The organism is Thalassospira australica, assembly GCF_000763295.1.
Lineage (GTDB): Bacteria > Pseudomonadota > Alphaproteobacteria > Rhodospirillales > Thalassospiraceae > Thalassospira > Thalassospira australica.
Map to the genome: position 1 here is coordinate 351,839 of NZ_JRJE01000032.1, position 23,606 is coordinate 375,444.

Here is a 23,606-nt window from a genome sequence, read left to right on the forward strand (position 1 = left end):
CCTGTTCACCGATGGTCAAACGGCCTGCAAATAAGGCTCAAACCGGCCAAATAAGGTCATTTGCGGGCAGGCGTTGACCCGGCTGGCCTTCACGGCCAAATGATGCGATATGTATTTCGCGTAATAGATGGCGTGATTTTTATCATTCGCCATTCCTGTTTCGCAATCACGATCAATTAATTGTTCCGAAGACCAGGCAAGGCCGATGACCCTTTTTTCCAAATCCTCGCAATCCCGTTTGAAAATGATCACTGCCAAAGGCCGTTCCATCATTGCAGCCGGCGTCATTGCGACCGCCATCGGTCTGGGTGCTGTCAGCAGTCTGGTCTTTTTGCCAAGCCCGGTCCATGCCCAGTCATCAGAAGAAATCGCGCCCGAGACGATCAAGAAGATCGAAAACTATCTGGCGGGAATCACCACGCTTAAGGCCGATTTCGTACAGATTTCATCAGATGGCGGTGCCGCCGAGGGCAAGCTGTTTATGGAACGTCCCGGCAAGATGCGGTTTGAATACAACCCGCCTGCGCAAATCCTGCTGGTCGCGACCGGTCATGATTTCATCTACTATGACAAGGAAATCAATGCGCCGACCTATTTGGACATTGATGAAACCCCGGCCGGAATCATTTTGGCAGAGAACATCTCGCTGACCGATAAGGTCAAGATTGTTGATTATCGCCGCACGGCCGAAACCATCCGCGTCGAACTGGTGCGCAAATCCGATCCGGGCGCGGGCAGTGTGACGCTGGTTTTCTCCGAAAAACCGATGCAGCTGCGCCAGTGGAATGTCACGGACCCCACCGGGATCGAGACAACGGTAACCCTGTTTAATGCCAAAGAAGGCATGTCACTTGATCCCGAACTGTTCAAGTTCGAGCGAATCTGGCCCAAACGCGGCAGCTGATCAAAAAAATTTCCTGCGGGCTGATGACACCTGCAGGCACAAGGCATCACGCTTTGGGGCCAATATTATTTTCTGATTCAAGCCCTTGTGAATATTGTGGTTTCGTAACGAAATGGCCCTTGGTTTGGAATTATTCTAAACAGTCAAGAATCTTGGTCTTCGCACGTTGAACCCTATGGCACCACGCGGGTTGGCTACCTATATGTGAATCTGTCACAAGGTTCCCCCAAACGATGGGAACCCGGTGTGAGGAGAAGGTCTCCCCTACCTTTCCTCACGCTCCAGATTATCGGAGCGCTGGCGTCCGGTTCTCCCCCCCTGGCCGGACGCCTTTTTTTTGCCCAATCGATGCGTAAATCTGTTGGCAGAAATCATGGAAATTTCCCCCGGCACGGCCTGATTTCACAGGCTGTTAATTTTATTTGCTTAGGGTTTCGCGCTACGAATATGCTGGCGATGAAAACCACTGACAGGACCAACCCGATCAATGATCAATGACTTTCTGAAATCCGTTGCCCAATTTTCCGATCCACGCTTTCGCAAAGTGGTGCTGATTGGCGTTGCTGGTGCGCTTGCAACAATTGTCGGCTTGTGGGTTCTGATTTGGTTTGGCTTGAATTCTGTCACCTTCTTTACCGATGGTGGCTGGCTCGAAAGTGCGGTTGACTGGATTCTTGGCATTGGTCTGACGCTTCTGGTGCTGTTGCTTTTCCCCGCTGCGACGGTTCTGATCTCAAGCCTTTTGCTTGATCAGATTGCCGATGCGGTCGAAGACAAGCACTATCCGACCCTGCCCGAAACCCGCCCGCAACCGATCAGTGATGCGATCTTCAGTGGCCTTAAATTTGCGTTGACCGCCCTGGCGCTTAACATTTTGATTTTGCCACTTCTTCTGGCTGGGCCGCTCTATGTCATCGCGTTTTACACCATGAACGGCTATCTTTTATCACGTGAATATTTTGAACTGGTTGCCGCACGCCGTTATGATGCGCGAACGGTCGAAAACATTCGCAAAAGCCGCCAGAAAAAGCTTTGGGTTGCCGGCGTCGGGCTGACATTCCTGATGACCATTCCGCTGGTCAATCTGGTCGCACCGATCATCGCCACGGCCTTTATGGTCCACTATTCTGTTCGCCTCGGAACCTACGTACCGGAGACTGTTTAACGGGCCTGTCAAATGCCCGGAACACCCGGACCATCATCGAAACTAATGACAAGGATTTGGTCACCCCATGTTTGGAAAGAAAAAAGCCAATAAAAAAGTCGACAGCAGTGCGACTTCGTCAGATACATCTCGCACGGATGCATCAGACGCGCTTTCCGGGCCCGTGACCATGCCCGCAGCCCCTGCATCCGATAAAGCCGCCAATTCCGGCATGACAGAAAAAACAGAAAAACGAACCGAGCCGCAGCTCTTCACCCAGCCGCGCACAAAGGATGAACCTCAAATGTCCAGTAAACCGCATTCCACCAACTTTCGCCCGGAAATCCCCAAACGCCCGCTCGAAATTCCGACCCGCGGCAGCTCGGGCCGTCCTGCTGGTTCAAACAGCAACGCCGAAGGCAAAAAGCTGACAGTTGGTCGTGACATTACCCTTAAAGGTGAAATCGGTTCCTGTGACGTTCTGGTCGTCGAAGGTGTTGTTCAGGCCCAGATCGAAGAATGCTCGCGCCTCGAAGTTTCCGAAGGCGGCAGCTTTGTCGGCTCGGCACAGGTTGACGAAGCTGAAATCAGTGGCAACTTCGAAGGTCAACTGACCGCACGGCACGTCACGGTCATGAATTCCGCGGAAATGAGCGGAAAAATCACCTATGGCACGCTTCAGATCGAAAATGGCGCACGTGTCAAAGGCGAACTCGAATATGTCGAAGGCACCGACGACGGCATTGCGCGCGGCAGCAAAAGCGGTGCGATCACCATTCCGCGCAAATCAGACGATTCCTGATCTTCGTGCAGATGCAACTTATCAAAAATTCACCACCCCAAAGGGCTGTTTTCCGCCCGTTTGGGGTGGTGTTTCTTTTGGCTGGCCTGGCGATGGGTCTTTCGGCCTGCGCCAGCAGCACAACGGCCCCGCCCGGGTCGACAAATGCCGATTACGGTGCTGTGGATGGTCAGGGCAACATCGTGACCACCCGCCCGAACATGCGCAAAAAGCCTGAAAATTCTGCCGCCGGGGCAATGGCAGCAATTCCGTTCAAACCCATTGCGAGCGACACGCTCAAGGGTCTTTCGGAAGACGATTTCAAAGATAAAATCGGCGCGCCCGAAATGATCCGCGGTGAAGGCGAAATCCGGGTGTGGCAATATCGATCCGATCAATGTTCGTTTGATGCCTTTTTCGTGCCTGGCACAAAGGGCGCACAGCGTGAATTACGTCACATGCTTGCCCGGATGCGACGCGGAAATCAGGCGATATCGGTACAGGACTGCCTTGATCAGATTGTGAAAATGAATCTGGGGCAGGGATAAGTTCCGCCCGAAACTTCCCCTGCGATTTAAACGGCTTAGCCCGATTTTTCGTGATCATACCGCTTAAAGGCCGGGCAATTCCTTTTCAGACATTGATCGCGGTTGCGATGGAAAATCCAAAAAATCGGCCTGTCATTGGCGGTCCGTCGCATTCCTTGGTTTAATCTTTACCTTTTGTCGTCAATCTCTGAAAAAGTACCTCATAAATTTGCCATAACCTTTGGCTTTGATACGTCGATCATGGTCCTTGTGGGCCCGTCCCGAAACTTCAGACACGATACGCGACCTCATGAAAAAACACGCCCATCGTTTCGTCAGAAATTCGCTCGCCACTGTTGTTGCCGCATTTGTCTGCATCCTGGCTGCAAGCCTGCCTTCGGGTCCGGCACAGGCGCAAAATTCGCCGCAGCTCATTGATGTCTACAGCAAGTGGGAAGCCTATACCTATTCCGAAGACGGTCAGAAGGTTTGCTATATGGGAAGCCAGCCGACTTCGGCCAAAGGCGACTATACCCAGCGTGGCAAAATCTATGTGATGGTTACCCATCGCCCCGCGCTTAAACTGCTCAATGAAGTCAGCTTCATTACCGGCTATACCTATAAATCCGGCAGTGACGTCGATCTTCGAATCGATTCCAAGAAATTCAAGCTGTTCACCCATGACGATTCCGCCTGGGCCGTAAACAGCGAAGAAGATCGCAAACTGGTAAGCGCGATGAAAGCCGGCTCAACGATGGTTGTTGTTGGCTATTCCTCACGCGGGACAAAGACCACCGATACCTATTCTCTGTCGGGCTTTACCGCGGCCTATAATGCGATTTCAAAGGCTTGCAACACCAAGCCGGTCAGCTGATCGCGGTTTTGGCAAACCGATGGGTTTGACAAAGCCTGTGTCCATTGCAACCGTGATTGCACGGACGTGATGGCTGCAATGTGAAATTTATCGTTTCTAAATTGCCTTGGCCCCGCTATACGCGGGGCCAAGCTTTTTGGCAAATTTTCTGGTATAGTCCGCAACCGCGCCAGAAGAACTGATCTTCAAAACCGATCGTCCGATAAACCGGACCACCCACAAGACACAAAAGAGAGAGCCCGGGATGACCGACGTCCTGACCGAAAACGCACCCGCAACCGACGCCCCTGCCAAGCAGGAAGGACCGTCGCTGACCGACTTCGTTACGCGCGCCGCCAATGGGCAGGCTGCCGACGGTCGTCGTGATCTGGTGGGCATCACCCGCGAAGAACTGACCGAACTCATGGCCGACATGGGTGAAAGCAAGTTCCGCGTCAAACAGCTTTGGAACTGGATTTATAACCGCGGTGTCACCGACATCGAGGATATGACCAACATTTCCAAAAAGTTGCGCGACCGTCTCTCCCAGGATTTCTATGTTGGTCGCCCGGTTCTGACCGCCGATCAGAAAAGCACCGACGATACCCATAAATGGCTGATGAAATTCCATGACGGGAACGAAGCCGAAACCGTCTATATCCCCGATCGCAACGAAGACCGTGGTGCTGTGTGCATTTCATCGCAGGTTGGCTGCACGCTGACGTGCAAGTTCTGCTACACCGGCACCCAGCTTCTGGTGCGCAACCTGACCCCGGGTGAAATCGTCAGCCAGTTCATGGTTGCACGTGACAGCTACGGCGAATGGCCGACCCCGGCCAACGGCATCCGTCGCCTATCGAACATCGTCATGATGGGCATGGGTGAACCGCTGTTTAACTATGAAAATGTTCGCGATGCGCTGCGCATTGCCATGGACGGCGAAGGCATTTCGATATCGCGTCGCCGGATTACACTTTCGACCTCTGGCGTGGTGCCGGAAATCGTGCGCTGCGGCGAAGATCTTGGTGTTGGTCTGGCAATTTCGCTACATGCGCCAGATGATGATCTGCGCAATGAAATCATGCCGATCAACAAGAAATACCCGCTCAAGGAACTGATGGCGGCGTGCCGGAACTATCCGGGCATGTCCAACGCACGTCCGATCACCATGGAATATGTCATGCTCAAGGGGATCAATGATCAGCCCGAGCATGCCCGTGCCTTGGCCAAGCTCGTCAAAGGTGTTCACTGCAAGTTTAACCTGATCCCCTTCAACAAATGGCCGGGTTCGGATTACGAATGCACGCCGACCAACGACATCAAGAAGTTCGCGCAGATCCTGCTTGATAACGGCTACGAAGCGCCGATCCGCTGGCCGCGCGGCCGCGACATTCTGGCCGCCTGTGGTCAGCTTAAATCCGAAAGCCAGCGTCAGCGCAAATCCCGCGTTGGTGGCACGGGTGGCTGTGCCAAATCGGATGCTGATCCCAAAGGCGTGGTTGCCGCCCAGTAAGGCGACCCCACCGAAATTGCTGTTATGCATGATACCAAACACCGGATGGCGCTGCTGTCCGGTGTTTTTCGTTGCGCCCTAATCTCGGGAATTTTCCAAGCCAAATGCGTTAAATTTCGTCTATAGAATCATTTGACTGATTCTATACCCACCTTAATTGCGGTTTGCGATCCGGTGTCTTGTCCGGTGTTTTGATATCATCGATATTAATGTTCATGATCAGGATGCCGCCAAGACCACCTTCGGTCATGTCAGACAATCTTTTGCCGGTCCGGTCACGGTCAAGCTCCGCCAGATAGGCATCCCGGGCCAACTCATCAACAAAATCAATGTTCAATGCGTGGGTAAACCCTTGTGCAAGGCCACTTGAGGAAAGCTTTGCACCGCCGCAGAACGCCATCATTCCCGGGGTCGTCAATGCAGCCTGTTCAAGTTGTTTGAGCATGGCCTCGATATCAGATTCCGCCACATGGCTTGCAATCTGTAGCAGAACAATATGACGGATCATTGCGGGGCCCCTTGGCGCATATGTGCTTAACTCTGGTTCCAACGCGTCGGATCAATGGTAATCGGCAACAACACGTATTTCTGTCCCTGTCGGTTCATATGACCTGCAAACAGGGCTGCATCATCCCCGGGACCAAAAAAGATATCACCGCGCACAGGGCCGCGAATAGCCCCGCCGGTATCCTGGGCAATCATCAGGCGGCGAAATGCCCGGTCTGCATTCAGCGGATCACGGGTTTCAACCCAGACCGGTACGCCCATGGCATGAAAACGCCGATCCACCGCAAGCGACCGCCCCGGCTCCAGCGGAACACCCTGTGATCCCAATGGCCCGGCCTCGGGATCGTTTGGATCAACCGTCAGCGGCTGGAAAAACACATAGGATGCATTGGTGTTCATCACACCATCGGCCTCATCAGGATTATCCTGCAGCCATTTCTGGATCGACTGCAGCGATACGGTTTCGCGTGTCAGTATCCCGCGCGCGATCAATTCACGCCCGATGGCAAAATACGGATGCCCGTTGGTCGCGGCATAGCCAACGCGCAACACGCTGTCATCAGGCAGAACCACCCGGCCGGACCCCTGAATTTGCAGGAAAAACGCATCCACCGCATCATCAACCCACACCAGTTCAAGATCACGTCCCGAAAGCGCGCCACCGTCAATCGCCGCCCGGTCAAAATAGGGTTTTACAGTCTTGCCCGACAGCCGCCCGACAAGTTTCGTGCCTTTCAGCTCCTCGCGGAAATCCCCCAGATCGATGGAAACCATGTCATCGGGTTTGAGATAAAGCGGTGTTTGAAACGCACCGCCCTTGGTCAACTGGCCCTGCAGTTCCGGTTCATAATAGCCGGTAAACAGCCCTTCTGGCCGATCGCCATTGCCACTCAGATACGGGCGAAAGCCACTTTCAAAGAAGGTTCGGGCATCTTCCTTGCGCAAGTTTGCGACATCTATCGATACCGCAGTTTCACACACCTCACGCCACTGGCCGATGGTGCCCATCCGGTCATCGGGGCCGACTGCCCGTTCGTCATCGCGTCGCAGCATCGCCTTGCATGAGCGGGCAAAAGCCCGGATCGCCGGGCGCATGTCGTCGCTCTGCCATCCGTCAAGTTCGGCATATGTCACCGCACGTAAGGTTAATTTGTCTTCGGCTTCGGCTTCGGCCTCGACCGGGGGTTCAATCTGACCGGTGATTTGGGGCCAGAACATCCAGATCAAAGCTGCCCCCGCACCAAACAACACCGATATCAGGGAAAGGCTGCGCGATAAAACCAGTCGTCGTTTCAAGATGGAACCTGTTCATTGCCAAGGCTGGGAATACCGTTATCCAAACGGGATAAACTCTAATTCCGATCTTGCCTCTGACTTGCTTAACAAGCCGATAATCACATCGCGCCAAACCCAGGCGAACATGAAAAAAGGCGACCCGAAATTTCGGGTCGCCTGAATTCTGATCTCTGCAAAAACCCCTGATTATTCGGCGGTTTCTTCCTCGGGCGTTTCGGTTGCCACAAGCTGCCAGTTGGGATCGCGGCTTTCGATGTTGCGCGCAAACGTCCAAAGGTCTTCGGCCTCAACCACCTGATTGGGATCACCGTCAACCACATCGCCGTCCGCATTGCGAATGACCGAGACTTCCTCGGACACGAACTTCACGGTGACATAGGCGGTCCGGCCCTCAAGGCTGGCATCGTGGATTGACGCACTTTTGATCCCGACAAGGGTGGTTTCCTCATGCTCGCCCTTTTCAGCACGTGCATCGATGGCTGCGGCGAAGTTTTTGTAAACCTCTGCCGAAAGCAGCGGGTTCAGACCGTCCTTGTCGCCCTTGGCGAAATATTCAACGATCATCTCAAACGCCATGCGCGCCCCGTTCAGGAAGTCCTGCTGGGTAAAGTTCGGGTCGTTACGCTGAATTTCCTGCAAGGTGGTAAAAGTGCCCGAAGGAACATCTGCCCCGTCCTGTTCGTTACCGGAGTCCGGCAGACGATAGACATTATCGGTCTGTGGCGCAGTGTCATTCTGACCATCATTTTCATGGCTTTGACGGCCAAAGATGTCAGTCGGCCCCTGTTTTTCATTGCCGGTGCGACGGCCAAGGACGCCGCGCAAACGCAGCACAAGGAAAACAGCAATCAGAGCGAATAAGAATATATCGAAATACTGCAAGACCGATCTCTTGATCCTAGTGGTTTCAAACTGGTTGGACTTATATCACAACCGTGGTCGAGAGATGGTATGAACTTAACCAAATGCAAGGGCAACCGGTGATCGCGCCAACAGATGTGATCATCTTCACCTTTGCCAAAGCGCACATACGGCTCGCCTGGCAATCTGCCGCATTTTCGTCGCGTTGTCGTATTAGCGTCCCGACCATCTATATTGAGGACAAGTCTGCAGATTAATCAGAAATCACTGAAATCCAAGTTGTTTTCTGCAATAGTTTCCCCAAGACGTCAGCTATGGCGGTAAAATGGCGTTGATAACATGTGATCTGTGCGGTTCCCGTCGCCAGCAAACGGAGAAAAAATGGGCTTTTATGTTTTCGCGATATTCGTCGCCATGCCGATCATCGAAATCGCGGTCTTTATTCAGGCTGGCGAACTGATTGGCCTGTGGCCGACCATTGGCGTTGTTATTCTAACCGCCATCATCGGGACGTCGCTTATGCGTGCACAGGGCCTGCAAACGCTTGCCAAGGCGCAAAAACAGATGGATCAGGGCGAAATGCCCATTGGTGCGCTGTTTGACGGCATTTGCATTCTGGTTGCCGGTGTCCTGTTGCTGACCCCGGGGTTTGTCACCGACAGCTTTGGCTTCCTGCTGCTGGTCCCCCCGCTGCGTCAGCTGATCGGGGCCAAGGTGATCATGAAACTTGTACAATCGGGTAATATTCGCACCAGTTTCGGCGGCGGGGGATTTGGCGCCTCCCATCCTGGCGGGCCGGGTGCGCAAGGCCCGCGGGGTCCATTCGGGGCACGCTCTCGCGGCAAGGGACCCGTCATTGACGGTGATTTCGAAGATGTCAGCCCGGATGATCCCAACCGTCAACCGACCAATGATGCCGGATCCGGATCTCAATCTTCTGAGTCTGACGACACCCCGCGAAACCTGCCGCCCAGAAATTAGGCTCAGAAACCAGACGAAGGAGCTGGGTTCAGAATTTCTGGCGTGATCTTAACCGACGATTTCACAGGAAAATCACAAAATCAAAAGCTTGACCAAAAGCCTTGGTCAAGCTTTCCAAATCCCAAAGACTTGCCAGCGATCAGAACATCAAAAACCGCAGAAATATGGGCTTTGTGCACGGTTTGATTGGCTTGCCCACACCGGCCATCCGTGCTAGGCCAATTCATCTGCCGCAATTATGCGGCGTCAGTAATAAGCATTTCAGCAGGTTCATTCGCAGCAGCCCATCCCCGGGCAGGCGCGTGCCCCACAAGCCGAAGGCTTTTTTCTGATCAAGACGAAATGACCTCTAAGGGAGCTAGACTTTAATGGCCGAGAATACCACCGGTGCAGAAGGCGGCGCACAACAGCAGCAGCCGGCCGCAAATCCGATCACGATCCACACCCAGTACATCAAGGATCTTTCGTTCGAAAATCCGAACGCACCGGAAAGTGTTGCCCTGCAGGAGCAACCGAAAATCAACATCGACGTGGATGTTGAAGCCCGCACCACACAGGACCAGAAACTTCACGAAGTCACCATCAAGATCAACGTCAAAGCTGACGTTGCTGATAAGGTCGCCTTCATTGCAGAACTTCAGTATGGCTGCGTTGTGACCCTGAACGTCGAAGAACAGCACCGTCTGCCGGTTCTGATGATCGAAGTTCCGCGCCTGTTGTTCCCCTATGTGCGCAAGATCATCGCCGATCTGACGGCCGATGGCGGCTTCCCGCCGCTCATGATGCAACAGATTGATTTTGCGGACCTTTTCCGCAAGAAATTCGCCAAAAAGATGGATGGTCAACCAGCTGGAAACGCCTGATTGATCCCCATCACATCTATTTGGTTCGATACCAAAACAAAGGCCGCCTCTTGGGCGGCCTTTTATTTTAATAACGTAATGAAATACCGGTTGCGGGTATTTTCACCCCCGGTCAGAACGGTTTTACGATCACCATAAAGACGATAATAATCATCAGAACTGTCGGTACTTCATTGAAAAACCGATAGAATTTCTGTGATTTGGTGTTGGCATCGGCTTCAAATGCCCGGCGATAGCGCGCCAACATCATATGCGCCACAGTCAACAGAATGACGCAGAGAAACTTCGGATGGAACCATCCCTGGCTCAGCGCATCGATTTCAAACATCAGATACAGGCCAAAAATCCACGATGCGATCATCGCCGGATTCATGATGGCCCGCAAAAGCCGACGTTCCATCACTTTGAACTTCTCGCTGGCCTCGGAACCGGGCGTGACTTCACAGTGATAAATATAAAGACGCGGCAAATACAGAAGACCCGCCATCCAGGAGATGATGCTGATGACATGCAGAAATTTCACAATGCTATAGGTATCCATCTCTCTCTTCTCTGAATCTTTTGTAATCAGGCGGGATACAAACCATACCAGCAATCAGGCCCGCCCAAAAGCCGGGCAGGCCTGAAATCATGGATATCTGTGTTTAGAACCTGTTTCGCTCAGGGTATTAGGCCCCGGCAGGCTTGAGCTGCGGCTGTTTGGCCTGTGCACAGGAATGTTCATCCGGGCACCACCAACCACGCGTTTCCACGCTGTTATCATCCGATCCTTTTTCATCAAGCTCGGACTGGGTTTGTTTTACAACCGAAACGAGCCCGTTGATGAACTTCGGATGGGAACATACCGTGCGGACCCGCTCGTAAACCGGGACATGCTTTTCTTCAGCCAGTTCACCATATTCGATATCAAGCTCGACCAGGGTTTCCGAATGTTCGGTAACAAAGGCAATCGGCACCACAACAAGGGCTTTGCCTTCTTTGCCGGCCCGTTCGATCTCATCCTCGGTCGAGGGGCCGATCCATTCCATTGGACCCACCCGGCTTTGATAGCAAACATTCCAGTCAAGGCCTTCGATCGCCATCTTCTCGACCACGGCGGCCGATGTTTTTTCGATCTGTGACTGATAGGGATCACCACGCTTGGTGATCACGGCCTTGGGCACCCCATGGGCAGAAAACAGGATACGGGGCGCATCAATGCCAAGTTCGGTCGCCTTGGCCAGCGCACGTTCATAGCCCGCCTTGATCATTTCCGCCGATGCATCAACAAATCCCGGATTGGTCGGATAGCAACACGCCGTCTTGATGGGCGAGGTCAAACCAACCTTGGCACAGGCCCGTTTCCAGTCCTTGACCGATGATCCGCTGGTTGTCGTTGAAAACTGCGGATAAAGCGGCAGCAGGATTTGTTCATCTGCCCCCCATGCCTTGACCTCGGCCGCGGTGTCATCGGCAAACGGTTTCCAATAGCGCATGGCAATGAAGCAACGGTTTTCATAACCGTCATCTTCACCGTTCAGCGCAACTTGCAGGGCATCAGCCTGCTCCTGGGTCAGTTCCAGAAGCGGCGATTTTCCGCCGATATGACCATAAATCTCGCGCGCAATCGGTGCACGACGCCGTGAAATCAGCTTTGCCAGCAGGAACCGAAACGGATTGGGCAGGCTGATGATCGCCGGATCATTAAACAGGTTGAACAAAAAGGGTTCGACGGCTTCCGGACTGTCCGGACCCCCCAGATTGAAAAGAACAATGGCGCGTTTCTTGTGCGTCGTTTCCGACATTTGGCTATCCTTCATGGCAGATCGCTTAAACGACCGGTTCCCGATAAACCAGCCATCACCTCGTGGATCAACCCGTTCCGCTGCGGCCTATTTTGATCAAACAGGTCCAAAGCGCAACGCGTTTAACCCAATATACGCATTGAATTTTTCAATCGATTTGATTGATTTCAAAAATCACAAAATAAAATGCCGAAATTTCCGACATTTATCCTTTGTAGTTGCGAATAAACTCAACCAGCTGACCAACATGTTCCGGCGGTGTTTCCGGGGTAATGCCATGGCCAAGGTTAAAGATGAACGGCCCTTTGCCCAGGGTATCAAGAATGCGTTTGGTTTCATCAAACATCGCATCCCCGCCCGTGATCAGCAGCATCGGATCCAGATTGCCCTGCACGGGACCAAGCGGTTGAAGATTTTCGACGACCCAGTCGAGTTTAACCCCACTATCAAGGCCAACCGCAGTGACACCGGTTTTTTGTTTGAAATCCACCAGATGCAAACCGCATCCGCGCGGGAAGCCAATAATCGGCAGATCCGGGTGAACTGCACGCAAATTGGCAACGATCTGTTTGGTCGGTTCAATCACCCAGCGATTAAACCCGGTTTCGGACAAAACCCCGCCCCAGGTTTCAAACAGCTGAATGCATTCTGCTCCCGCTTCAACCTGTTTGAGCAAGTACTGCGTGGTTGCCTCGATCACGATGTCGATCATCTGACCAAAGCCAACCGGATCGCCATAGGCAAAGCGACGGATATTGGCAAAGTCCTTGGACCCTTTGCCCTCGACCATATAGGTCGCGACCGTCCAGGGTGCCCCGGCAAAACCGATCAGCGACGTATGGGCCGGAATGGCACTTGAAAGCTTTGAAACCGTCTCATAGATCGGGCCAAGCGTGTCATGAATGCCTTCAATTGAAAGCTTGCCAAGGCCTGAAGCATCTCTGATGGCCTCAAGCTGTGGGCCTTCTCCCTGCTTGAAGGCCAAATGCTGTCCAAGTGCTTGTGGTATAACGAGGATGTCGGAGAACAATATTGCCGCATCGAAGTCATAGCGCCTGAGCGGCTGCAACGTAACTTCGCAGGCAAGATCGGGATTATAGCAAAGATCAAGGAACGATCCGGCCTCGCCACGGGTTGCGCGGTATTCCGGCAGATATCGACCTGCTTGGCGCATCAGCCAGATTGGCGGAACAGAAAGGGTTTCGCCATTCAAGGCACGCAAGAAAGTCTTTGTAGGGTTGGGCATTTGGTTTCCTGTTCGTCTGTCCCGATCGCATTATTGTCTGGTTCCGGGCTCTGACCCGAACGCTGGACCCAGTTTTGAAATCCCGTGAATTTTGTCCTGTGACCTGTGCCAGGACGTTTTCCACGTTCTGCCTAACAAAACCTTATTTAATAAAAAAGGATGTTGTTTGTAGGTGGTTCCCTGTGGATAACAGGGATTAAATTTAGTGCACAGCTTATTCACATTCCGACTCGGGAAAAATGATTCATCTCAATCCGACTTGGGGAAAACTGTGTACGACTCCGAACGACTCTCAGACTCTTCCTTGGGAAAAGCCGATTTTGAATAATGGGGATAAGGTGAATAAGTCTGGTTTTTGCCATGTTATCCCTGCTATTACGGGAAAAAATAATGACTTATCCCGGTCTGGATAGAGCCTTTGAGAAAGTTTGTATTAAGGGGAGGATAAATCCTGTGGAAAAAATCGGGTCGGAGTCGCTCCCGTTATCCACAATTATCCACAGGGCCGACTCCGTGCATCTAACTTTGGGTTGGGTCTATAAACCTTATCCATCCGGGTAGTGATCGAAATTTCGAACGGCCAAAAGGACGTTTGAAGAAAGTTTGAAAAATCGCTTGGTGCGCAAAAAGTGGATAAAAACCGCTTGCACTTGCAATATGTGGTCAATGAAACGGGCAGGGCATGGTCGGAGAAGATAAAATATTCCATCTTCATCTGGTTTCGGACTCAACCGGCGAGACGGTTGACGGCATTGCCCGTGCCTGCATTGCGCAATTTCCCGATGTTCGGGCCCATGAACATGTCTGGTCACTGATTCGCACCGATGCGCAGCTTGCCCGCGTATTGGCCGATATTGAACGCAATCCCGGTATTGTTCTTTACACCGTTTTTGACAGCAACATTCGCCGCAAGCTTGAAGAAGGCTGCCGCAGGCTTCAGGTGCCCCATAGCCATGTGCTTGATAACACCATCACGATGATGGCCGGTTATCTTGGGCAACAATCGCACGGCCGCACCGGTGCGCTTCATAAAATGGACGAAGAATATTTCAGCCGGATCGAGGCCATTGATTACACGCTTTCGCATGACGACGGGCAATCGGGCTGGGATCTGGAAGAAGCCGATGTTGTGATTGTCGGTGTTTCACGCACCTCAAAAACCCCGACCTCGGTCTATCTGGCCAATCGTGGGATCAAAACCGCCAATATTCCCTTTGTGCCGGGCTGTCCCTTGCCCCCGGAACTTGATCAGTTGAAAAACCCGATTGTGGTCGGTCTGATCAAGGATGTTGATCAGCTTGTTTCAATCCGTAAAAACCGTCTGCGCCAGATCGAACGCGGCGAGGGAGGCGATTACGTTGATCCGGTTGCGGTGCGCGATGAAGTCCATCAGGCGCGGCGTTACTTTACCGAACGCGGCTGGAAGATCATTAATGTGACCCGCCGTTCCATCGAAGAAACCGCGGCGATCATCTTATCAACCATGTATGACCGACGCGGACATTAATCGTCCGTAAAACAGGATATCAAGACGCATGACCCATCCCCTTATTCTGGCTTCAAGCAGCAAGGCCCGTCACATGATGCTGACAAATGCCGGTGTGACCTGCGAAGCTGTGGCCTCGATGATTGACGAGGATGGCTATAAACAGTCGATGAAGGCCGAAGGGGCCAATGCCGCCGAAGCCGCCGAAACCCTCGCGGAAATGAAGGCATTGCGCATGTATCGCCAACGTCCTGATGCCATCGTCATTGCAGCTGATCAGATGCTTGAATGCAATGGGGTGTGGTTTGACAAACCAATGGACCGTGACAATACCCGGGCCCAGCTTCTCTCACTGCGCGGTAAAAGCCACAAGCTGGTTTCGGCCGCTGTTATATATAAAGAGGGCTCGCGCATTTGGGGCACGATTGATACCGCCCATCTGACCATGCGCAATTTTACCGAAGAATGGCTCGACTGGTATCTCGATGCTGCCGGTGAAGATATATATCACTGTGTCGGCGGCTATCAGCTTGAAGGACTTGGCGCGCAGCTGTTTACCGAAATACGTGGCGATTATTTCACGGTTCTTGGCATGCCGTTGTTGCCACTGATTGGCTTCTTGCGCGATCATGGCGTCCTGAAAGCGTAATGATAGAATTGTGCCAAGCCTTGTGGACTCCCGCCTGCGCGGGAGTGACGGTTTTGGAAAAATCTTCGTTTGTTTCGTCATGCCCGCGCAGGCGGGCATCCATGCGGATTGACGCATCATCTAAAACAGAATGAAAACCGAAAAAAACACCTTTCAGGCAGGAAACATCACGCAATGACCCCGCGAAATCCTTATCGCACCCTGTCCGGAACGTCGCGCCTTGCTGGTGTGATGGGCTGGCCGGTATCACATTCCAAATCGCCGCGCTTGCAAGGTTACTGGTTGGCGAAATATGGCGTTGATGGCAGTTACATGCCGCTGCCTGTGGCACCGGAAAACTTTGCAGATGCGCTGAAATCACTGAAAAATCTTGGGTTTTCCGGGGTGAATGTCACCATCCCGCATAAGGAAAACACACTTGCGCATTGTGATCAGCTTTCTGATCGCGCCAAGCGGATCGGGGCGGTCAATACCGTTACATTTTCCGAAGATGGCCTGATTTTGGGTGATAATACCGATGGTTTCGGCTTCATTGAAAACCTGCGTCAAAATGCGCCAGACACTGCCTTTGCCAGCGGTCCGGCGGTGGTTTTGGGGGCAGGCGGGGCGTGTCGCGCCATTCTGGTGGCCTTGCTTGATGAAGGCTGCCCGGAAATTCGTCTGACAAACCGGACCCGCAAACGGGCCGAAGACCTCGCGACCGAGATCAATGATCCGAGAATCAAGATTGTCGACTGGCCGATTGAACCCGCTGCGCTTTCTGATGCTTCCCTTGTTGTGAACACCACAAGCCTTGGCATGGTCGGCCAGCCAAAACTTGAAATCGATCTTGCCGGTTTGCCGCAAACCGCCCTTGTGACCGATATTGTCTATGCACCCTTGATGACCGATCTTTTGTGCCAGGCGCATGATCGTGGCAATCTGGTTGTCGATGGTCTGGGCATGTTGCTGCATCAGGCCCGGCCGGGGTTCCATCGTTGGTTCGGCATCGACCCGGAAGTAACCCAGGACCTGCGCGACTTCGTCCTTTCATCTGATTAAGATCACGGACGTAATCCAAATCAAGTGAATTATAAACCTGATCGGGTTTAAGTACCAAACATCCGGGGAACCATTGTGCCGTCTGAAGAACTGATGATACGTCGGGCAAAGTCACAAGATGCAGATGCCTTGGCGCAATGCATTGATGCCGCCTATGCCAGATATCAGGGCAAGATTACCGATCTGCCGCCTGTTTCTGAAGGATGTGATTTGGAAATCGCAACCAACCAGGTCTGGGTCGTGGTGCGCGATGACAAAATCATTGCCGGGTTGGTCCTGGTCGCACGTGAGGACGAGATGAAGCTTGCAAATCTGGCGGTACACCCATCCCATGGCGGGCAGGGGATCGGCCGCAAATTGATCGATCTTGCCGAGCGGGAGGCACACCGGCAGGGATACGGCGAAATCAGCCTGAATACACATGTTCAGATGCCTGATAATATCGATCTTTATCAGCACCTTGGTTGGCGCGTAATCATGCGTAAGGACAATACTGTTTCCATGCGCAAAACCATCACACAGTAACAGCCTTCGGGGAAGTCAGTGCGATGGTTCGCACCCGGATCAGACATGTTTGGTACATAAAATGGTGATACTGGGCTTAACCGGTTCTATCGGAATGGGAAAATCAACCGCAGCCAGGATGTTTCGATACCTTGGTGTGCCGGTCCATGATGCCGATGCAACCAATCATTTTTTGATGGCACCGGGCGGTGTGGCATTTGCGCCGCTTTCACAGGCCTTTCCCGATGTGATCCGTGATGGACGGGTGGATCGTCAGCTTTTGGGCAAAAAGGTCTTTGCCAATCCAGATCTGCTCAAACAGCTTGAAGCCATCATGCACCCCCTGATTCGGTCTGCCGAAAACCGGTTTTTGCGCAATCAGCAACGCCTTGGCCGCAAACTGGTTGTTCTCGACATTCCGCTTTTATACGAAACCACCGGTGAAACACGCTGTCATCATGTTGCGGTTGTTTCAGCTCCGGGGTTTATTCAACGCCAGCGTGTTCTTTCGCGAGAAGGGATGACGGATGAAAAATTTTCCGCCATTCTATCGAAACAGATGCCCGATATCGAAAAGCGAAAGCGCGCAGATTTCATCATTCCAACCGGGTTGGGACGCGCGGTCACTTTTCAGTATATTCAAGGCATTGTTGATCAATTGACGTGAATACTGGACCTTTAATACATGCGCGAGATTGTGCTTGATACCGAGACCACCGGCCTTGATCCCTATGCAGACCACAGGCTTGTGGAGATCGGCTGTATCGAGCTGATCAACCACATGCCGACCGGGCGCCAATATCATCAATATATCAATCCCCTGCGCCCGATGCCCAAAGAGGCATTTGACGTTCACGGATTGGGCGATGATTTCCTGAAAGATCAGCCGGTCTTTGCCGAGGTTGCCGATGACTTCATCGAATTCATTGGCGAAGATTCAGTGCTGGTCATTCACAATGCCGCCTTTGACATGAAGTTCCTCAATGCGGAACTTGAATGGCTGAACAAGCCGCGCATTGCCATGGATCGTGCGCTTGATACCGTCCAGATGGCGCGCAAGAAATTCCCCGGCTCCCCGGTCAGCCTTGATGCGCTGTGTCGCCGGTTCAAGATCGATAACTCCAACCGTACGCTGCATGGCGCGCTGCTGGATTCCGATCTTTTGGCGCAGGTTTATCTTGAACTTCTGGGCGGCCGTCAGCATGGCCTGTCACTGGATCCCAATGCCCGAAATGCTGATGGCGATGAGGATGGCACGGGCAAACGTATTCTGGGGCCGAAATCCAATCGGCTTGAACCCCGTCCGCACGTGATCAGCGACGCAGAACTTGCCGCCCATAAGGCCTATGTCGAAAGCAAGGTCAAAGATGCCCTCTGGCTTGACAAGCAAGAGTCATAAGCATGGGCAAATGGCATTGGCCAACACGATATGTTTCGCATTTGCATGTTAAAAAGTGTGCCAATGCCATTGCCGCAACCCTGCTTTCTGCGATTGTTCAAATCGGTGCGCCGGGCATCGTTTTTGCCGAGGAACCTGAAAAATCGCAGGCATCCCGGGCCCAGAACGCATCGTCTGGCACCGTGTTTGACGAAACATATATCCTTCATCTGTCCGAAAACCCGCAGGTGCGGTCATCTGCACGACCGGAACCGGGATATTTCGACAGTCTCGCCATCGAACTTTTCGCCCAGGCAGGATTGGACGTACAAACCCTACCGCAAGAACCCTGGAAACGGCTGATGGAGCTGGCCGAACGTGAAGTCGGGCATGTGATTTATCCCACCACCCGTGTCGAAAACCGCGAAGACCTGTTTAAATGGGTCGGACCGGTCAGCCGGACAATCTGGAGACTGTATGGTTTCTCAAACCGGGGCTGGGCAGATATGGGGTTTGACTCCCTGCTTCGCGATGCACGCATCGGGGTTCTGATGGGATCAGCGCGTGAATCCTATCTGCGTCGGCGTGGGGCACAACAACTGGTTACCTTGCCACGCGAAGAACTTCTCTTGCCGATGATGTTGGCTGATCGCATCGATTTGATTGCGGTTGGTGGCAATGTCCTGCGTCATTACATTGATCAGGCAAGGGAAGAAAACCTGCTCAAAGGGGTTCCCGATATTTCCGGCGTGGTGCCTTATCGTACCTGTTATCTCTATATCGCCATTAGCGGCGATGTTCCCGATCGCGATATCACCCAATTGCAATCCACGCTTGATGACTTCAAGAAGAACGGCTTTTTTGTTGAAAACCGCCGCAAGCACGGGCTTTCGACAAATATCGACAGTTCATTTCTCCGTGCCATGCTGAACCTTGAAAACAATGGCGTTAGTTGCGCCGATCTTGATAGGGCCAAGCCGTAATCACGGCAAATTTGCCCGATTGAATGTTCTTGGTCTGGACCTGTTCTCCCAAAATTGGTATTACCAATTGCATAAGATATTGGCCAAACGGACTCCCGCCCGTTTCCCCGCACCGCAATTGGCCACATGCCCGAGAGAGGATACACCATGACGCCATCAAAACCGCGCGTTGGTCTTTTCGTGACCTGTCTGGTTGACATGTTCCGCCCCACGGTCGGCTTTTCGGCTGTCAAACTGCTCGAAGAAGCAGGATGTGACGTTGATGTCCCGATGGATCAGACCTGCTGTGGTCAACCGGCGTTCAATTCCGGCGATAACGCATCTGCGCGCAAGGTGGCTGCCCCGCTGATCGACATGTTTGCTGATTATGATTATGTCGTCGCACCCAGCGGGTCTTGCGCCGGCATGATCAAAAAGCATTTCCCCGAACTGTTTGCTGATGATCCGGCGATGGCCGCCAGGGTACAGGCGCTGTCAGACAAGACTCATGAGCTGGTTTCTTTCCTGACCGATATCATGAAGGTCGATAGCGTTCCGGCCGAGTTTGACGGCAAGGTCACCTATCATGACAGCTGTTCGGGCCTGCGCGAACTCAAGGTCAAGCAACAGCCGCGCAAGCTGCTGAATTCCATCAAGGGGCTTGAGATTTCCGAATTGTCAGAGCCCGAGACCTGCTGCGGATTTGGCGGGACATTCTGTGTCAAATATCCGGAAATTTCCGGCAAGATGGTCGGCGACAAGACCCGTGACATCACCGAAACCGGGGCAAAAACGCTTCTGGCCGGGGATCTTGGCTGCCTGATGAACATGGCGGGCAAACTGGCGCGTGAAGGGTCAAACGTCGAAGTGCGTCATGTTGCCGAAGTTCTGGCTGATATGACCATGGCCGCCCCACCGATTGCCGGCAAGGAAGGGGAATAAGCCATGAGTGTTTCGACATCCCCGAATTTCAAGGAAAACGTCCATGGTGCGCTGCGCGATGAAAGCCTGCAGCGCGCACTGGGTCGCCTGAAAACCGGCTTTCGCGATAAACGTCTCGCCGCGATTGAAAACCTGCCGGAGTTCGAGGCCCTGCGCGATCAGGCCCGTGACATCAAGAACCACACGCTTGAAAACCTTGATCATTACCTTTTGACCTTCGAAGAAAACGTCAAGGCCAATGGCGGGCATGTGCATTGGTGTGCCGATGCCGAAGAAGCCCGCCAGGTGGTGGCAAAAATCTGCCGCGACACCAACGCCAAATCGGTCCTCAAAGGCAAATCAATGATTTCCGAGGAAATCGCGCTTAATGATTTCCTTGAAAAACAGGACCTTAAGGTCGTTGAAACCGATCTGGGTGAATATATCATTCAGCTGCGCCACGAACCGCCAAGCCACATCATCGCGCCGGCCATCCATGTCCATAAGGAAGAAGTCGCAGACAGTTTCCGCGAAACCCACAAGGGCCGCGATCCCAACCGTTCGCTTGATGAACCGCGTGAATTGCTTGATGAAGCCCGCGAAGTCATGCGCGAACATTTCTTTGCCGCCGATGTCGGGATTACCGGGGCCAACTTCCTGATTGCCGAAACGGGCACGTCGGTGATTGTCACCAACGAAGGCAATGGCGATCTGACCCAGACCCTGTCGCGTGTCCATGTCGCGATCGCCAGCCTCGAAAAGGTCGTGCCGACCCTTGAAGATGCCTCAAGCATTCTAAGGGTTCTGGCCCGCTCGGCCACCGGACAGGAAATGTCATCCTATACGACGTTTTCAACCGGGCCGCGGCGCGAGGGCGATCTGGACGGGCCGGAGGAATATCACGTCATTTTGCTTGATAACGGGCGCTCCAACATGCTGGGCACCGAATTTCAGGACATGCTGCGCTGTATCCGCTGTGCGGCCTGCATGAACCATTGCCCGGTGTATGGGGCTGTGGGCGGTCACGCCTATGGGTGGGTTTATCCGGGGCCGATGGGGTCTGTTTTGTCGCCGTCCCTGATTGGGGTCGATGAAGCAGGGCATTTGCCAAATGCCTCGACCTTCTGTGGTAAATGCGAAGAAGTCTGCCCGATGCGCATTCCGCTGCCGAAAATGATGCGCCATTGGCGCGAACGCGAATTTGAAAAACATCTTAGCCCCAGCTCATTTCGTTACGGAATCAAAACGTGGGCATTTTTCGCCTCAAAACCAAGGCTTTATCGTGCCGTTACCGGGATCGCATCAAAGGTTCTTGCCAAGATGGCAGGTGGCAAGGGGCGCATCGCCAAATTGCCGCTTGCCGGTGGCTGGACCGATATGCGTGACTTCCCGGCCCCCGAAGGCAAAACATTTAAGGAACTTTGGGCAGAAAAACAGGCCGGCAAGGGAGATGTGAAATGAGCAGCGCATCCAATTCGACGTCCCGCGATGCCATTTTGGGTCGGATTCGCAAAAGTTTGGGCCGGACCGCAGGGGATAGCGCCCCGCGTGATGTGACCGAACGGCTGGCATCCCCCAAACCCAATGCGGTGGTGCCCAAACGCGCCCAAATTACCCATGATCAGCAGGTTGCACTGTTTGAAAAGATGGCAACAAGCGTCAATGCAACCGTTAGCATGGTGGTCAGCGACGATGATATTCCGCGCGAAGTTGCCCGGTTCCTTGCCGAACACAATCTGCCCGCACGGGTAAAAACATCGCCCGATGCGGCCGTTTCCGGCCTGCCGTGGTCTGATACCGCCCTTGAAGTCACCGCCGGAATTGCCGGCCCCGAAGACGCAGTTTCTGTCACGCCAAGCTTTGCCGGGGTGGCTGAAACCGGCAGTCTTATGCTGCGCAGCGGGGCCGATACGCCCTATACGCTCAATATGTTACCCGACACCCATATCGTTGTTCTGAAGACCTCAGATATGGTCGGAACATACGAAGAGGTATGGGCGCGGTTGCGCGAAAAGGAAGGACACGGCAATATGCCGCGAACATTCCTTTGGGTGACCGGCCCGTCGCGGACAGGTGATATCGAACAGACGATGCAGCTTGGCGCACATGGACCGCGCCGACTGCATATCGTCTTGGTGGATGACAAACAAAAGACCAAATAAGCGACGCCGCACCGTCAACGAAGAGGAAAAGGCCCTTTGGGAGGTCTTTACCCGTGACGTCAAACCTTTGCGCAACAAAAAGCGCAAGGGTGACGCGGGCGTATTTTCGCCCGATGATGACATTCACACCAGCGATACGGCGATAACCGCCCCGGATAATTTTGGCGACAATCTTGGCGACAAGCTTGAACAGTCCGAGGAAAGCCGGGCTGCGCGTAATCTGCCCTCTGCGCGCAATGCCGACCGTGGCCCGCAGATCAAAAGGCAAAACCTTGCCGATCTCAAACCCGGTGTCACCGATGGTATTGACCGCTCGACCGCCAACAAGTTCCAGAAAGGCAAAATGTCGATTGATGGGCGGATCGATCTGCATGGCATGACCCAGGATGTCGCCCATAATGCACTTAATGCCTTTATTGAAGACAGCTGGCGGGCGGGAAAACGCTGCGTTCTGGTAATTACCGGCAAGGGATCGCGACCTGATGAATATGGCCGCACCGGTCTTTTGCGCCAACGCACCCCGCAATGGCTAAGCGCGCCGCGCCTGCGCAGCCGCATTCTTGCCATCCATCAAGCCCAGATCCAGCACGGCGGTGCAGGGGCCTTCTATGTCCTGTTGAAACGGAGACGCCCGTGACACCTTTTGGCAATCGCATCAGGGACCTTCGGGCGCAAAACAACGTGACGCTGACCGATATGGCAACAGCGCTTCAGCTGTCACCAGCCTATTTGTCCGCTCTTGAACATGGTCATCGCGGGCGGCCCAGCCCCGGGTTGGTGCAGCAGATTTGTGGTTATTTCAATCTGGTCTGGGACGAGGTCGATGATATCAAGCGCCTGGCCCAGCTTTCACACCCGAAAATCACCGTTGATACCGCGGGACTTGAGCCCGAAGCCACCGAACTGGCAAATCTTTTGTCCGAACGTATTGCCGGCCTAAGTGATGATCAGCTTGCGCGTATGCTTGCAATCATTCGCGAAGGCCATTCCTGACGTCGTAAAAACTTCAAATTTGGCAGTCAAAACGTTTCCGGCGTGTGAAAATCGCAGTATTTTGCGGGCATGTCGTGGTAAAGATACAGAAGAATCGTGTTTTTTGTGCAACGACAGCAGCAAAATAGCTGATTTGCCCGAAACACGGTTTGACTATTACTGTTTTCGCGGTTATCTATCGGGTGTGTTTCGATCCAGAAGCATCAAAAGCCCTGCCTTTCTTGCAACTATAAGGTTTCGAACCGTCCGC

General features: G+C 53.2%; 27 protein-coding genes. 20 read left to right on the top strand and 7 right to left on the bottom strand.

Annotation, left to right across the window (positions count from 1 at the left end; all coding sequences use genetic code 11):
* Window positions 1-15 precede the first annotated feature (15 nt).
* Window positions 16-258, bottom strand: coding sequence for a hypothetical protein (locus JF44_RS20405; RefSeq protein ID WP_162181417.1), 243 nt, complete (start codon window positions 256-258; stop codon window positions 16-18).
* Here JF44_RS20405 and JF44_RS0117800 point away from each other — a divergent pair.
* From JF44_RS0117800 to rlmN, 6 genes are all read left to right on the top strand, one after another.
* Window positions 245-904 carry a LolA family protein gene (locus JF44_RS0117800; protein ID WP_238318492.1) on the top strand — a complete coding sequence of 220 codons (660 nt, stop codon included), beginning with the start codon at window positions 245-247 and terminating at the stop codon, window positions 902-904. The genes JF44_RS20405 and JF44_RS0117800 overlap by 14 nt on opposite strands.
* A gap of 487 nt (window positions 905-1,391) precedes the next feature.
* Window positions 1,392-2,069 (top strand): EI24 domain-containing protein, encoded by a 678-nt coding sequence (locus tag JF44_RS0117805; protein WP_033070291.1) that lies wholly within the window; start codon window positions 1,392-1,394, stop codon window positions 2,067-2,069.
* 283 nt (window positions 2,070-2,352) lie between these two features.
* Window positions 2,353-2,850, top strand: coding sequence for a bactofilin family protein (locus JF44_RS0117810; RefSeq protein WP_238318493.1), 498 nt, complete (start codon window positions 2,353-2,355; stop codon window positions 2,848-2,850).
* Window positions 2,851-2,861: 11 nt separating this feature from the next.
* A complete protein-coding gene (locus JF44_RS0117815) occupies window positions 2,862-3,377 on the top strand; it encodes a hypothetical protein (RefSeq protein ID WP_033070293.1) in 516 nt (171 codons plus the stop codon).
* Between the two features lie 289 nt (window positions 3,378-3,666).
* Window positions 3,667-4,230 carry an invasion associated locus B family protein gene (locus JF44_RS0117820; protein WP_033070294.1) on the top strand — a complete coding sequence of 188 codons (564 nt, stop codon included), beginning with the start codon at window positions 3,667-3,669 and terminating at the stop codon, window positions 4,228-4,230.
* A gap of 244 nt (window positions 4,231-4,474) precedes the next feature.
* On the top strand, window positions 4,475-5,722 hold the full coding sequence (gene rlmN, locus JF44_RS0117825; protein ID WP_033070295.1) for a dual-specificity RNA methyltransferase RlmN: 1,248 nt from the start codon (window positions 4,475-4,477) through the stop codon (window positions 5,720-5,722).
* A gap of 142 nt (window positions 5,723-5,864) precedes the next feature.
* On the opposite strand, the gene JF44_RS0117830 is transcribed toward rlmN, so the two are convergent.
* The 3 genes from JF44_RS0117830 to JF44_RS0117840 all read right to left on the bottom strand — a co-directional run bounded on the left by JF44_RS0117830 (window position 5,865) and on the right by JF44_RS0117840 (window position 8,407).
* The gene (locus tag JF44_RS0117830; protein ID WP_033070296.1) at window positions 5,865-6,230 is read right to left on the bottom strand and encodes a Dabb family protein; all 366 of its coding nucleotides are present in this window, start codon (window positions 6,228-6,230) and stop codon (window positions 5,865-5,867) included.
* A gap of 26 nt (window positions 6,231-6,256) precedes the next feature.
* Window positions 6,257-7,525, bottom strand: coding sequence for a murein transglycosylase A (gene mltA, locus JF44_RS0117835; protein ID WP_033070297.1), 1,269 nt, complete (start codon window positions 7,523-7,525; stop codon window positions 6,257-6,259).
* A gap of 186 nt (window positions 7,526-7,711) precedes the next feature.
* Window positions 7,712-8,407: a Tim44/TimA family putative adaptor protein gene (locus JF44_RS0117840; RefSeq protein WP_033070298.1), complete on the bottom strand. Its 696-nt coding sequence runs from the start codon at window positions 8,405-8,407 to the stop codon at window positions 7,712-7,714.
* 360 nt (window positions 8,408-8,767) lie between these two features.
* Here JF44_RS0117840 and JF44_RS0117845 point away from each other — a divergent pair, with 360 nt between their 5' ends.
* Window positions 8,768-9,367, top strand: coding sequence for an FxsA family protein (locus JF44_RS0117845; protein WP_033070299.1), 600 nt, complete (start codon window positions 8,768-8,770; stop codon window positions 9,365-9,367).
* Window positions 9,368-9,735: 368 nt separating this feature from the next.
* The gene (gene secB, locus JF44_RS0117850; protein ID WP_033070300.1) at window positions 9,736-10,230 is read left to right on the top strand and encodes a protein-export chaperone SecB; all 495 of its coding nucleotides are present in this window, start codon (window positions 9,736-9,738) and stop codon (window positions 10,228-10,230) included.
* A gap of 112 nt (window positions 10,231-10,342) precedes the next feature.
* Here secB and hemJ read toward each other — a convergent pair whose 3' ends face one another.
* The 3 genes from hemJ to hemE all read right to left on the bottom strand — a co-directional run bounded on the left by hemJ (window position 10,343) and on the right by hemE (window position 13,260).
* Window positions 10,343-10,771, bottom strand: coding sequence for a protoporphyrinogen oxidase HemJ (gene hemJ, locus JF44_RS0117855; RefSeq protein ID WP_033070301.1), 429 nt, complete (start codon window positions 10,769-10,771; stop codon window positions 10,343-10,345).
* Window positions 10,772-10,898: 127 nt separating this feature from the next.
* Complete coding sequence (gene hemH, locus JF44_RS0117860; protein WP_033070660.1) at window positions 10,899-12,014, bottom strand: ferrochelatase; 1,116 nt, start codon at window positions 12,012-12,014, stop codon at window positions 10,899-10,901.
* 205 nt (window positions 12,015-12,219) lie between these two features.
* Entirely contained in the window at window positions 12,220-13,260 is a 1,041-nt protein-coding gene (gene hemE, locus JF44_RS0117865; protein ID WP_033070302.1) for a uroporphyrinogen decarboxylase, read from the bottom strand.
* A 682-nt stretch (window positions 13,261-13,942) separates the two neighbouring features.
* Here hemE and JF44_RS0117870 point away from each other — a divergent pair.
* The 12 genes from JF44_RS0117870 (at window position 13,943) to JF44_RS0117925 (ending at window position 23,356) form a co-directional block, all read left to right on the top strand.
* The gene (locus tag JF44_RS0117870) at window positions 13,943-14,767 is read left to right on the top strand and encodes a pyruvate, water dikinase regulatory protein (protein ID WP_033070303.1); all 825 of its coding nucleotides are present in this window, start codon (window positions 13,943-13,945) and stop codon (window positions 14,765-14,767) included.
* A gap of 28 nt (window positions 14,768-14,795) precedes the next feature.
* Entirely contained in the window at window positions 14,796-15,395 is a 600-nt protein-coding gene (locus JF44_RS0117875) for a Maf family protein (protein ID WP_033070304.1), read from the top strand.
* Between the two features lie 174 nt (window positions 15,396-15,569).
* Window positions 15,570-16,436: a shikimate dehydrogenase gene (locus JF44_RS0117880; RefSeq protein ID WP_033070305.1), complete on the top strand. Its 867-nt coding sequence runs from the start codon at window positions 15,570-15,572 to the stop codon at window positions 16,434-16,436.
* A gap of 75 nt (window positions 16,437-16,511) precedes the next feature.
* Window positions 16,512-16,961, top strand: coding sequence for a GNAT family N-acetyltransferase (locus JF44_RS0117885; protein ID WP_202901534.1), 450 nt, complete (start codon window positions 16,512-16,514; stop codon window positions 16,959-16,961).
* Window positions 16,962-17,022: 61 nt separating this feature from the next.
* Entirely contained in the window at window positions 17,023-17,607 is a 585-nt protein-coding gene (coaE, locus tag JF44_RS0117890) for a dephospho-CoA kinase (protein ID WP_033070306.1), read from the top strand.
* A gap of 18 nt (window positions 17,608-17,625) precedes the next feature.
* On the top strand, window positions 17,626-18,339 hold the full coding sequence (gene dnaQ / locus JF44_RS0117895) for a DNA polymerase III subunit epsilon (protein ID WP_033070307.1): 714 nt from the start codon (window positions 17,626-17,628) through the stop codon (window positions 18,337-18,339).
* Window positions 18,340-18,341: 2 nt separating this feature from the next.
* On the top strand, window positions 18,342-19,301 hold the full coding sequence (locus JF44_RS0117900; RefSeq protein WP_033070308.1) for a substrate-binding periplasmic protein: 960 nt from the start codon (window positions 18,342-18,344) through the stop codon (window positions 19,299-19,301).
* Between the two features lie 147 nt (window positions 19,302-19,448).
* Entirely contained in the window at window positions 19,449-20,222 is a 774-nt protein-coding gene (locus JF44_RS0117905; protein WP_033070309.1) for a (Fe-S)-binding protein, read from the top strand.
* A 3-nt stretch (window positions 20,223-20,225) separates the two neighbouring features.
* Window positions 20,226-21,662 (top strand): LutB/LldF family L-lactate oxidation iron-sulfur protein, encoded by a 1,437-nt coding sequence (locus JF44_RS0117910; RefSeq protein WP_033070310.1) that lies wholly within the window; start codon window positions 20,226-20,228, stop codon window positions 21,660-21,662.
* Complete coding sequence (locus tag JF44_RS0117915) at window positions 21,659-22,363, top strand: LutC/YkgG family protein (protein ID WP_033070311.1); 705 nt, start codon at window positions 21,659-21,661, stop codon at window positions 22,361-22,363. Before JF44_RS0117910 ends, JF44_RS0117915 begins: the two co-directional genes overlap by 4 nt.
* Window positions 22,341-23,000 (top strand): Smr/MutS family protein, encoded by a 660-nt coding sequence (locus JF44_RS0117920; RefSeq protein WP_033070312.1) that lies wholly within the window; start codon window positions 22,341-22,343, stop codon window positions 22,998-23,000. The genes JF44_RS0117915 and JF44_RS0117920 overlap by 23 nt, the downstream gene beginning before the upstream one ends.
* Window positions 22,997-23,356, top strand: a complete 360-nt coding sequence (locus JF44_RS0117925; RefSeq protein ID WP_033070313.1) for a helix-turn-helix domain-containing protein — start codon at window positions 22,997-22,999, stop codon at window positions 23,354-23,356. Before JF44_RS0117920 ends, JF44_RS0117925 begins: the two co-directional genes overlap by 4 nt.
* The last annotated feature ends 250 nt before the right edge of the window (window positions 23,357-23,606 follow it).